At 58.5% G+C, this 11,533-nt stretch carries 7 protein-coding genes, 1 tRNA gene and 2 rRNA genes; 7 read left to right on the top strand and 3 right to left on the bottom strand.

What is annotated here, in order from left to right:
* Window positions 1-469: 469 nt before the first annotated feature.
* From NE852_RS19745 to NE852_RS19725, 5 genes are all read left to right on the top strand, one after another.
* Window positions 470-3,267: ribosomal RNA gene (locus tag NE852_RS19745) — 23S ribosomal RNA — on the top strand.
* A 187-nt stretch (window positions 3,268-3,454) separates the two neighbouring features.
* Window positions 3,455-3,569: ribosomal RNA gene (gene rrf / locus NE852_RS19740) — 5S ribosomal RNA — on the top strand.
* Window positions 3,570-3,689: 120 nt separating this feature from the next.
* Window positions 3,690-3,766 (top strand) — tRNA-Met (locus NE852_RS19735).
* 230 nt (window positions 3,767-3,996) lie between these two features.
* Window positions 3,997-4,524: a murein L,D-transpeptidase family protein gene (locus NE852_RS19730; RefSeq protein ID WP_008536805.1), complete on the top strand. Its 528-nt coding sequence runs from the start codon at window positions 3,997-3,999 to the stop codon at window positions 4,522-4,524.
* Window positions 4,525-4,861: 337 nt separating this feature from the next.
* The gene (locus NE852_RS19725) at window positions 4,862-5,653 is read left to right on the top strand and encodes a hypothetical protein (RefSeq protein ID WP_258155973.1); all 792 of its coding nucleotides are present in this window, start codon (window positions 4,862-4,864) and stop codon (window positions 5,651-5,653) included.
* Window positions 5,654-5,773: 120 nt separating this feature from the next.
* Here NE852_RS19725 and NE852_RS19720 read toward each other — a convergent pair whose 3' ends face one another.
* Complete coding sequence (locus NE852_RS19720; protein WP_258156727.1) at window positions 5,774-5,905, bottom strand: hypothetical protein; 132 nt, start codon at window positions 5,903-5,905, stop codon at window positions 5,774-5,776.
* On the opposite strand from NE852_RS19720, the gene NE852_RS19715 reads away from it, so the two are divergent.
* Both NE852_RS19715 and NE852_RS19710 read left to right on the top strand, forming a co-directional pair.
* Window positions 5,862-6,650, top strand: a complete 789-nt coding sequence (locus tag NE852_RS19715) for a DUF2092 domain-containing protein (RefSeq protein ID WP_037175735.1) — start codon at window positions 5,862-5,864, stop codon at window positions 6,648-6,650. The genes NE852_RS19720 and NE852_RS19715 overlap by 44 nt on opposite strands.
* On the top strand, window positions 6,647-6,973 hold the full coding sequence (locus tag NE852_RS19710; protein WP_008536578.1) for a hypothetical protein: 327 nt from the start codon (window positions 6,647-6,649) through the stop codon (window positions 6,971-6,973). The genes NE852_RS19715 and NE852_RS19710 overlap by 4 nt, the downstream gene beginning before the upstream one ends.
* A gap of 14 nt (window positions 6,974-6,987) precedes the next feature.
* Here NE852_RS19710 and NE852_RS19705 read toward each other — a convergent pair whose 3' ends face one another.
* Together NE852_RS19705 and NE852_RS19700 are read right to left on the bottom strand one after the other, a co-directional pair.
* On the bottom strand, window positions 6,988-10,158 hold the full coding sequence (locus NE852_RS19705) for an efflux RND transporter permease subunit (RefSeq protein ID WP_258155972.1): 3,171 nt from the start codon (window positions 10,156-10,158) through the stop codon (window positions 6,988-6,990).
* Between the two features lie 41 nt (window positions 10,159-10,199).
* A complete protein-coding gene (locus NE852_RS19700) occupies window positions 10,200-11,396 on the bottom strand; it encodes an efflux RND transporter periplasmic adaptor subunit (protein ID WP_037175742.1) in 1,197 nt (398 codons plus the stop codon).
* Window positions 11,397-11,533: the final 137 nt, after the last annotated feature.

The following is an 11,533-nucleotide window of genomic DNA, read 5'->3' as shown; positions in this document are numbered from 1 at the left end:
GCTTTGAGCCTGATGCCTGTTCTGCATACATTGTGAAGAGAAGATTGATCTGGAGGCTTCCAGGTGTTGTGGGTTTTGGCCCATGGCGTCCGAGCCCAGTTCTGCTGATCCTATGGATGGCCTAGCCGGCCGGATATAGGGGAAGGACTGGAGGTAGGTAGGAAGCTTGTCGCTCTGGATCGTCAGCGCAAACCGCATAGCGGTTTGTCGCGTGTTGTTCGTGGCCTTTGGGCCACGTCTGACGGACGATCGGATTACCGTTGCCTGACCGCGCGGTATCGGATCAAATCTCGAGAAGCTGGTCTTAAGACCTGACACAAGCGAGCTGCTCGGCGTAGCTCCAATAAAGTGATCAGGTCGAACACGTCGATGGCATTGTTGGATTGACTGGGTTGTAAAAGGTAACCCGGTCTGTTGCCGTTTCCTTCGGGATGCGGGCAGCGAGATGATGAGCATTGGCAATGAGAACGATTAAGTGTCGTAAGGGCATTTGGTGGATGCCTTGGCATGCACAGGCGATGAAGGACGTGATACGCTGCGAAAAGCCGTGGGGAGCTGCGAATGAGCTTTGATCCATGGATCTCCGAATGGGGCAACCCACCTTAAATGCTTGGAAAATCCAAACTGACTGCGGTCGGCTTGGGTTTCCAAGCATTGTGATAAGGTATCTACACCTGAATACATAGGGTGTAAGAAGCGAACGCAGGGAACTGAAACATCTAAGTACCTGCAGGAAAGGACATCAACCGAGACTCCGCAAGTAGTGGCGAGCGAACGCGGACCAGGCCAGTGGCAATTGTGATTAAAGTGGAACGCTCTGGAAAGTGCGGCCGTAGTGGGTGACAGCCCCGTACGCGTAGATATCACGATTGTCCTAGAGTAGGGCGGGACACGAGAAATCCTGTCTGAACATGGGGAGACCACTCTCCAAGCCTAAGTACTCGTGCATGACCGATAGCGAACAAGTACCGTGAGGGAAAGGTGAAAAGCACCCCGACAAGGGGAGTGAAATAGAACCTGAAACCGGATGCCTACAAACAGTCGGAGCCTGTAAGGGTGACGGCGTACCTTTTGTATAATGGGTCAACGACTTAGTGTAACAAGCAAGCTTAAGCCGGTAGGTGTAGGCGCAGCGAAAGCGAGTCTGAATAGGGCGATATAGTTTGTTGCATTAGACCCGAAACCGAGTGATCTAGCCATGAGCAGGTTGAAGGTTGGGTAACACCAACTGGAGGACCGAACCCGCATCTGTTGCAATAGATTGGGATGACTTGTGGCTAGGGGTGAAAGGCCAATCAAACTCGGAAATAGCTGGTTCTCCGCGAAATCTATTTAGGTAGAGCGTCGAGCGAATACCCCCGGGGGTAGAGCACTGGATGGGCTATGGGGACTCACCGTCTTACTGATCCTAACCAAACTCCGAATACCGGGGAGTACTACTCGGCAGACACACGGCGGGTGCTAACGTCCGTCGTGAAAAGGGCAACAACCCTAACCTCCAGCTAAGGTCCCCAAGTCATGGCTAAGTGGGAAAGGATGTGAGGATCCCAAAACAACCAGGATGTTGGCTTAGAAGCAGCCATCATTTAAAGAAAGCGTAACAGCTCACTGGTCTAAATAAGGGTCTTTGCGCCGAAAATGTAACGGGGCTGAAGCCATGCACCGAAGCTGAGGATGTGTAGCAATACACGTGGTAGCGGAGCGTTCCGTAAGCTGATGAAGGGAGACCTGTGAGGGCTCCTGGAGGTATCGGAAGTGCGAATGTTGACATGAGTAACGATAAAGAGGGTGAGAGACCCTCTCGCCGAAAGACCAAGGGTTCCTGCTTAAAGTTAATCTGAGCAGGGTTAGCCGGCCCCTAAGACGAGGCGGACACGCGTAGTCGATGGGAACCACGTTAATATTCGTGGGCCTGGTGGTAGTGACGGATTGCACAAGTTGTTCATTCTTATTGGATTGGATGGGCAGCGGAGCGGTTCCAGGAAATAGCTCCACCGTATAGACCGTACCCGAAACCGACACAGGTGGTCAGGTAGAGTATACCAAGGCGCTTGAGAGAACTATGTTGAAGGAACTCGGCAAATTGCACGCGTAACTTCGGAAGAAGCGTGACCCCATGCTAGGCAACTATTATGGGGTGGCACAGACCAGGGGGTAGCGACTGTTTATCAAAAACACAGGGCTCTGCGAAGTCGCAAGACGACGTATAGGGTCTGACGCCTGCCCGGTGCTGGAAGGTTAAGAGGAGAGGTGCAAGCTTTGAATCGAAGCCCCAGTAAACGGCGGCCGTAACTATAACGGTCCTAAGGTAGCGAAATTCCTTGTCGGGTAAGTTCCGACCTGCACGAATGGCGTAACGACTTCCCCGCTGTCTCCAACATAGACTCAGTGAAATTGAATTCCCCGTGAAGATGCGGGGTTCCTGCGGTCAGACGGAAAGACCCCGTGCACCTTTACTATAGCTTTACACTGGCATTCGTGTCGGCATGTGTAGGATAGGTGGTAGGCTTTGAAGCGGGGACGCCAGTTTCCGTGGAGCCATCCTTGAAATACCACCCTTATCGTCATGGATGTCTAACCGCGACCCGTCATCCGGGTCCGGGACAGTGTATGGTGGGTAGTTTGACTGGGGCGGTCGCCTCCGAAAGAGTAACGGAGGCGCGCGATGGTGGGCTCAGACCGGTCGGAAATCGGTCGTCGAGTGCAATGGCATAAGCCCGCCTGACTGCGAGACTGACAAGTCGAGCAGAGACGAAAGTCGGTCATAGTGATCCGGTGGTCCCGCGTGGAAGGGCCATCGCTCAACGGATAAAAGGTACGCCGGGGATAACAGGCTGATGACCCCCAAGAGTCCATATCGACGGGGTTGTTTGGCACCTCGATGTCGGCTCATCGCATCCTGGGGCTGGAGCAGGTCCCAAGGGTTTGGCTGTTCGCCAATTAAAGCGGTACGTGAGCTGGGTTCAGAACGTCGTGAGACAGTTCGGTCCCTATCTGCCGTGGGTGTAGGAATATTGACAGGATCTGTCCCTAGTACGAGAGGACCGGGATGGACATATCTCTGGTGGACCTGTTGTCCTGCCAAGGGCATAGCAGGGTAGCTATATATGGACGGGATAACCGCTGAAGGCATCTAAGCGGGAAACCCACCTGAAAACGAGTGTTCCCTATCAGAGCCGTGGAAGACGACCACGTTGATAGGCCGGGTGTGGAAGTGCGGCAACGCATGAAGCTTACCGGTACTAATAGCTCGATCGGCTTGATCGTTCTCATTGACTATGCTCATCGAACAAAGTTCGATGAGCCTGACCTTCTGTCCTCACGCGCCAAAGGCGCTGCGGACGCGCCTTGCGCTTGCGGCCTCTGGCCGACGGCCATCGCGAAAGGTAAGACGTGTTCAAAAAAACAGGCTAACGCCTGCCAGCTTCTCAAACATTAAGTTGCGCTTTGCCGACCTGGTGGTTATGGCGGGGTGGCTGCACCCGTTCCCTTTCCGAACACGGCCGTGAAACGCCCCTGCGCCCATGGTACTTCGTCTTAAGACGCGGGAGAGTAGGTCGCTGCCAGGTCTGCAAAGCGCAACTCAATATCTTCTCTGAACAGCAAACGGCCCATGCCGTCACTAAAGGGCCGCTTAACGCGGCCTTTTGTGTTAATATACTGACGCAAATCAAAACGATTTGCGATGGCGCGGGGTGGAGCAGCCCGGTAGCTCGTCAGGCTCATAACCTGAAGGCCGCAGGTTCAAATCCTGCCCCCGCAACCAAATCTCTTCCCTTTATGGACTACCAAATAGCCCGCTATCAGCGGGCTTTTTGCGTTTCTGGACCTCAACAAAACAATCCAGCTCGGGTCAAAAATGCCGAAGCCGGAACCGCCTCGAGAACAGCGGCCGTTTCCTCGCCAGCGAGAGACCCGGAAAGGCCTTCCCAGGCGTCTTGCCCAGCTCGCGCTGCGTGCGCAATCTGCGCTGGAGGTATGGCAAAGGAATCGTCGATGAAGTTGAAGCTGCTGGTGTTTGGCGTTGGCGCAGGGGCAGCGGCAATTGCAGGGATTGCTATTCTTGGACGGGATGCCGGGCCGTCCCTGCCTGCAGATGCGCGGGCCGATTCCGTCTTCATCGACAAGACCGGCCATACGATGACACTATTCAGCGGTGGGCAGACCTTGAGAACCTATGCCGTTTCCTTGGGGCGTGGTGGTCTGAAAGCGAAGACGCGGGAAGGGGATAACCGGACGCCGGAGGGGAGCTACCTGATCGATGCGCGGAACCCGCGCAGCGCTTTCCACCTCTCGCTGCACATCAGCTATCCCGATGCTCGGGACACTGCGGCCGCCGTCGTGCGCGGTGAGAAACCTGGTGACGACATCATGATCCATGGCATTCGCAACGGCCTCGGTTGGCTGGGGATCTTTCACCGCTGGGTGGACTGGACGGCGGGCTGTGTGGCTGTCACCGATGTGGAAATGGAAGAGGTCTGGCGGGTGGTGCCGGATGGTACGCCGGTCGAAATCAGGCGGTAGAAGCGGGCGGTCCGGCAAAAGCATGCGATCGATTTTCGATGTATCGACCTGAAATCGGAACCGATCTCGAAAGGAAGTATGTCGTCCAAAAGGACGCCACCGTTCGGCATCGAGATAGGCAGAAAGCCTGGGACTTGAAGTGCGGCTGGCATATCTGAAAGGTTGTGTCACGCTTTAGATAGTTGCTAAAATAATAATATTCCAATATATGTAGATCAGGCGCTCTAATATTTCCATTCAGTAAGCAACGTCCGTCCATTCTTGGCGGCGGCCGTCGTTCTTTTCAGAAAGACGGCGCGGTTTGATAAAGTAAATCAAAGCGTTACGGGAGGGGGTAATGCGAAAACGGGCATCTTCTCTACTGACGCCTCCATATCGGAGACGTTGTCTTTTGTCGGCAAAATCGGGCTTCCTAGCGCTCTGCGCAATGGTGCTCTCTGCCGGCATTGCTTCCGCACAAGCGCCGACCGAAGAGCAGCGCAATGCGATAAAGTCAGAGTGCCGCTCCGACTTCATGGCGCAATGCTCGGGAGTGACGCCGGGGGGCATTGAGGCGCTCACATGCCTGCAACAGCATAGCGCCACGCTTTCGGCAGGCTGCCGGAAGGCTGTATCGGCGATTAGCACCAAGCCCAAATCGACATCGGCTGAGCCGGCCCCGGCGGCACCTGCGACGACCGGGGCGACAACACCGGCACCCGCGACCGGCACGCCCGCGCATCAGCCGACGCAGGCGCAGCGCAATGCGGTCAAATCGGCCTGCCAGCGCGATTTCATGGCGCAATGTTCCGGCGTAACGCCGGGAGGCGCCGAGGCGCTCAGTTGCCTGCAGCAGCATAACGCTGCTTTATCGGCGCCATGCCAGCAGGCCGTTGCAGCATTGGGAGGATCGGCCCCGGCATCCGGTAATGCTGGCGCGGCGCCGGCGACTACGCCGGCTCCCGCGGGCATGATGCCGGCTTTTTCTCCACGCGAGGAATTGATGATCCTCAGGGAGACCTGCGGACCGGACTTCCGGGCCTTGTGCCGCAGGGTGCCCCTGGGAGGAGGGCGGGGCATTGCCTGCCTGCGGGACAATCTGCAGCGCGTGTCGCCGGCCTGCCATAGGGTTCTGACCTCGGGATTGTAGCGCCCGTTCGAAAGCTGCTCCCCGGAAGAGGCTATCGCGCTCCGGCGGGAAATTCGACGAGCGCGGTGCCGCCAAGGCAGGAAAGGCCCTTCGCCTGCCTGCATGCATGGTTTGCATCTCTCACATTTCATATCCGGCTGCGGCATGCCCCGGAGCCGTCATCTGCAATTCGATGAAATCAATGACGACACGAACGAAAGGCATTGCCATGTCATCGACTTTCCCTTTTCCGCGATTGAAGCGGATGTTCATATATGCGTCGGTTTCCGTCAGTTTGGCGCTGCCGACGAGCGCCTGGGCGGATGATGCAAAAGAGCTGCTCAAGAAGATGTCCGATTTTCTGGCGGCGCAGAAGACAATATCGTTTACCTACCAATCGTCGCTCGAAGCGGTGACGCCTGATTTCGAGAAGCTCCAGTTCGTCAGCTCCGGCACCGCCAATCTGACGCGTCCCGACAAGCTGCGTGTCACGCGGACCGGCGGCTTTGCCGACGTCGATGTCAGTTTCGATGGCTCGTCGCTGACGGTTCACGGCAAGAACCTCGACGCCTATGCCAAGATCGATGGCAAAGGTTCGCTCGATGATCTGATCGACAGGATGATGACCGCAGGCGTGGAGGCGCCGGGCGCGGATCTGCTGTCCTCCGACGTCTATGACGTGCTGATGACCGATGTCACCGAGGCGAAGCACATTTCCAGCGCTTTCGTGGACGGCGTCGAGTGCGACTACTTGGCCTTCCGAACACCTGAGATCGATTGGCAGATCTGGATACAGGCCGGTTCGCAACCCATACCGCGCCGTTACGTCATCACCAGCAAACACATCGTCCAGGCGCCGCAATACACGCTCGAAATCAGCGATTTCAAGAGCGGGGCTGATGTCGCGGCTGCTTCCTACAGCATCGAGATTCCAGCGGGCGCGAAGACGGTCGATCTCAGCGAATTGCAATCGCTCGATGAGCTTCCGGCCCCTGCCGATACGGGAGAAGTGAAATGAACCGCAACAAGCTGCTGCTCGCTCTCGGCCTTGCCGGAGTCCTGACATTTACCGACTTTCGCATCGAAGGGCAGGGAGCCATTCCGTTGTCGATCGGCTTTGCCACGCCGGCGGGGGCGGTCATCGGCCGGCCGCTGACGCCGCTCTCCTATGCGGGTGTTGCCCGCCGAACGACGCGCCGGGTCGTGCGGACGGCGACGACGATCGCCGTGCTTCCGCCGGGGTGCCTCTACGGCCCTTATTACGGCGGTTACTACTATCGATGCGGCTCCCTTTATTACGCCAAGAGCGGCGGCGTTTACGTGCAGGTGATCGTGCAGTAGCGATTGCGGCTGCCCTATCCCACCTTCGATATTTCGGCTTTTGAAACCTCTTCGGCCTTGGGGCGGCGCTTCCAATACTCCTCGAGGCGCTGCAACAGGACGTAGAAGGACGGCACGAAGAGCACGGCAAGGCATGTCGAGGCGATCATGCCGCTGAAGACCGATATGCCGATCGATTTGCGGGCCGATGCACCGGCGCCTGTCGCGAGCACCAGCGGCAGGACGCCGAGGATAAAGGCGAAGGAGGTCATCAGAATGGGCCGGAAACGCAGGCGCGCCGCCTCGACGGCCGCGTCGAGGATTTCCATGCCTTCCGCCCGCTTTTCCCTCGCATATTCGACGATAAGGATGGCATTCTTGGCTGCGAGCGCAATCAGCAGGATGATGCCGATCTGGGTATAGAGATTATTGGCGGCCCCCACCGCCATCAGCACCGCCACCGTGCCGAGGAGAGCGAGCGGCACGGCCAATATGACCGCCAGCGGTAGAATCCAGCTTTCGTATTGGCCCGCCAGGACGAAATAGACGAGGAGCATGGCGAGCGCGAAGACGAAATAGATCTGACCGCCGACCGCCTTCTCCTGGTAGGAGAGCGCCGTCCATTCGAAGCCGACGCCTGGGGGCAGCGTGTGATCGGCAATCTGCTCCATGACATCGAGCGCCTGGCCGGAGCTGAAACCGGCGGCCGGCGCGCCAACGATGGTGGCCGTGGGATAGAGGTTGTAGAGGCTGATCAGAGAAGGACCTTGCGTCATGGTGACATCGACGACCGTGCCGAGCGGCACCATCGTCCCGTCGCCGGCCTTGACCTTGAGGTTGCGAATGTCTTCGGGGCTGACGCGGAAATCGGATGCGGCTTGCACATAGACCTGGAAGGTGCGGCCGAATTTGTTGAACTGGGTCACATAGCTCGATCCGACATAGCCGGAGAGAGCAGAAAAGACCTGGCTTACCGCGATTCCCAGTGTCTCAGCCTTGATGCGATCCACGGAAACGGCAAGTTGCGGCACGTTCGAGCGGAAAGGCGTACTCAGCCTCTGTAGCGACGATTGGGCATCGCCGTTCTTGACGATCGTATCGGCAAGCGATTGCAGCAGCGGATAGTCGGAAACGCCGTTCCTGATCTCGACCTGCATGGTGAAGCCGCTGGCGTTGCCGACGCCCTGGATCGGAGGCGGCACGACGACAAGCGTCTTGGCGGACAGCACGCTTTGCAGCGCGCCATTCAAATGCTGGTAGATCGACAGCAGGTCCTGCCCTTTCTCCTTGCCGCGCTCATCCCAATCCTTGAGGACGACATAGGCCACACCGGCATTCTGCAGGCTGGCATTGTTGTCGAGAACGGAAATTCCGCTGATGGTCAGAACCTGATCGACGCCCGGCGTGGCCTCGGCGATCTTGCCGACCTCTTCCATCACGGCATCCGTCCGTTCCTTCGAGGCGCCGTCGGGCAATTGCGTGCTGATCAGCACATAGCCCTGATCCTCGATGGGCAGGAACGCGGTCGGCAGGCGCGTCAGCCCCCAGACGGCGACGCCGATCAGCGCAAGGGCCGCGAGGGCCATGATGCCGCTGTGGCGGGTCATCGATCCGATCAGGCCGGCATAGTGGCGTTCGCCCCAATCGTAGCCCCTGTTGAAGCCACGGTAAAAGACATTGCGTTTTTCCAAAGGCACCGGCGCCCGCAGCCAGAGGGCGCATTGGGTCGGTTTCAGCGTGACGGCATTGATGGCGCTGATCAGTGCCGTTGCGGCGATGACAAGTGCGAACTGCCGGTAGAGCTGGCCGGTCAGGCCGGGCAGGAAGGCGGCCGGGATGAAGACGGCCATCAGCACCAGCGTGATGCCGATGACGGGGCCGAGCAGTTCCTCCATCGCCTTCTCCGCCGCCTTGCGGCCTGACATGCCCGCCTCGATGTGCCGGGCGACGCCCTCGACGATGACGATGGCATCATCGACGACGATGCCGATGGCAAGAACGATGGCAAAGAGCGTCGACAGGTTGACGGTAAAACCCAATGCCGCCATGGCGGCGAAGGCGCCAATGATGGTGACCGGAACCGTGGTCGCGGGTACGAGCATCGCCCGCCAATCCTGCAGGAAAACGAGAATGACGATGAGAACGAGCACGCCCGCCTCGATCAGCGTGACGTAGACCTCATCGATGGAGGCCTTGACGAATTTCGTCGTGTCGAACGGCAGATGATATTCGAGGCCTTGCGGGAAGCTCTTGGAGAGCTCCTCCATCTTCGCGTTCACCGCCTGCGCGACGGCAATGGCGTTCGCCTCGGGCAGCTGGAAAATGCCGATGCCGGCTGCGGGCCGGCCGTTCTGCATGAAGGACTGGCTGTAGGTCTGGGCGCCGAGTTCGACGCGACCGATATCGCGCACGCGCGTGATGCGGCCACCCTGTCCGGTTTCGACCTTGACGATGATGTTCTCGTAATCGGGCGCATCGTTCAGCCGGCCGTTGACATTCAGCGTATACTGGAAGACCTGCCCCTTCGGCACGGGCGGGATGCCGATCTGGCCGGCCGCGACTTCTTGGCTCTGCTGCTGCACGACATTGACGACATCCTGCGGGGTCAACCCGCGCGCCTGCAGCAGGTTCGGATCCATCCAGATCCGCATGGCATATTGGCCGGCGCCGAACACGGTCACGTTGCCGACTCCGGGCAGGCGGGCGAGTTCGTTCTGCAGATTGATGACGGCATAGTTCGACAGAAACAGGCTGTCATAGCGGCTGTCGGGCGAGGTCAGGGTTACGAAGCCGAGGATCGCTGTCGATTTCTTCTGGGTCGTGACGCCCTGAAGCTGCACTGCTTCGGGAAGCGACGACATGGCGATGGCGACGCGGTTCTGCACCAGAACCTGCGCCTGATCAGGATCCGTTCCGATGGCAAAGGTCACGATCAAGGAATAGGTGCCGTCGCTGGCGCTCGTCGACTGCATATAGAGCATGTCCTGAACGCCGTTGACCTGCTGTTCGATCGGCAGTGCGACGGTATCGACGAGGGTCTGCGCGCTGGCGCCGGGAAAGCGCGTCGTGACCTGCACGGTCGGCGGAACGACGTTCGGATATTGCGCCACGGGCAGTTGGAACAGGGCGACAGCGCCGATGAGCACGAAGACCAGCGCCAGAACATTGGCGAGTACCGGTCGCTCGATGAAGAAGCGCGAGATCATGCTGTTGTCCTTGGACGTTCAGATGAAGCCTGGTGGTGAATTCATTGCATCGTGGTCGTGGCCTTTGCATCGCCGGCAGCACTCGCCGCCGGGTTCATTTCCATCTTCTCGGGCGTAACCTTGCTGCCCGGGATTGCAAGCTGGACGCCTTGGATGACGACCTGATCAGTTGGATCGAGGCCGGACTCGATGACGCGAAGCGCACCTTCGCGCTGGCCCGTCTTGACCTGCTTCTGTTCGATGACATTGTCCTTGCCGAGAACGAGCACGTAGCTGCCCAGCTGGTTGGTGCCGATTGCGTCGTCACGCACCAGCAATGCCTTGTCGTTATGGCCGACCGGTACGCGCACCCTGACGAAGAGGCCGGGCAACATGGCGTGATCCTTGTTGTCGAACAGGGCGCGCACCTGAAGCGTGCCTGTGGAGGCATCGAGCTGAGGCGATACGTAGTCGAGATGCCCCTTGTGCGGATAACCTTCCTCCGTCTGCAAGCCGAGTTCCGCCGGTATGTTCGGAAGGTCCGTCTGCCTGAAAGTGCGCCCCTGCTTGACCAGATCTTGCTTGATCATCAGAACCTGCGTCTCGCTGACGTTGAAATAGGCATAGAGCGGATCGGTCTGGACGATGCTGGCGAGTTTGGTGGGACCGGATATGCCGACGAGCGCGCCGATATCGACGAGATGATCCGTGACGATGCCGTCGAAGGGGGCTAGAACCTGGGTATAGCCGAGATTGATGGTCGCAAGTTCGAGATTGGCCTGGGCATTGAGGATGGCGGCATTCGCCTCGTCGAGCGTCGCCTTGGCGCTGTCGACCGCGGTCTGGGTGGTCACCTGTTGTTTCATTAGATTGACCTGTCGGTCATATTCCTGCTGCGCGCCGACCTGGGAGGCTTGTTGCGAGGCAAGCGACGCTTTCGCCTGATCCAACTGCGCCTGATAGGTGTCGCGCTCGATGCCGAAGAGCTTGGCGCCCTTCTTCACCATCATGCCGTCCTGATAGTCGATGGATTGGATATAGCCCTGGACGCGCGCCTCGATATCGACGGAATTGAGCGGCGCGGTATTGCCGGTGAGTTCGAAATAGAGCGTTACCGGCTGCTGGACCGGCTGCGCGACGCGAACCGAAGGCGGCGGAGGAGGAACATAGGTGTTGCCGCTCTCCTCGCAGCCGGCGAGAATTGCCATTCCGGCAAGTGTTACGAAAAATTGCAGAGCCTGATGCACTCTCCCACGCATTGCCGCCGCCCCGACATTCACGAGCCCCAGTCTTCATGCGCGCCTCGACGGCGGCTCCCGGGCCTGCCGAAGGTTCAAGGCATGTGATATTATGTCGCGGCATTGCTACAAATTGCAATAGCCCTTGGTGCGCAATT

Origin of the sequence: Rhizobium sp. Pop5 (assembly GCF_024721175.1) — a bacterium.
Taxonomy (GTDB): domain Bacteria; phylum Pseudomonadota; class Alphaproteobacteria; order Rhizobiales; family Rhizobiaceae; genus Rhizobium.
Note: the sequence above shows the minus strand (reverse complement) of the source record. Positions and strands in the feature narration are given on the sequence as shown.

Bases quoted from the DNA above. Each gene is read 5' to 3' on its own strand.
- NE852_RS19700 (WP_037175742.1), bottom strand. From the start codon at position 11,396: ATGCGTGGGAGAGTGCATCAGGCTCTGCAATTTTTCGTAACACTTGCC.
- NE852_RS19720 (WP_258156727.1), bottom strand. From the start codon at position 5,905: ATGAACATCCGCTTCAATCGCGGAAAAGGGAAAGTCGATGACATGGCA.
- NE852_RS19730 (WP_008536805.1), top strand. From the start codon at position 3,997: ATGAAGTTGAAGCTGCTGGTGTTTGGCGTTGGCGCAGGGGCAGCGGCA.
- NE852_RS19715 (WP_037175735.1), top strand. From the start codon at position 5,862: ATGTCATCGACTTTCCCTTTTCCGCGATTGAAGCGGATGTTCATATAT.
- NE852_RS19725 (WP_258155973.1), top strand. From the start codon at position 4,862: ATGCGAAAACGGGCATCTTCTCTACTGACGCCTCCATATCGGAGACGT.
- NE852_RS19710 (WP_008536578.1), top strand. From the start codon at position 6,647: ATGAACCGCAACAAGCTGCTGCTCGCTCTCGGCCTTGCCGGAGTCCTG.
- NE852_RS19705 (WP_258155972.1), bottom strand. From the start codon at position 10,158: ATGATCTCGCGCTTCTTCATCGAGCGACCGGTACTCGCCAATGTTCTG.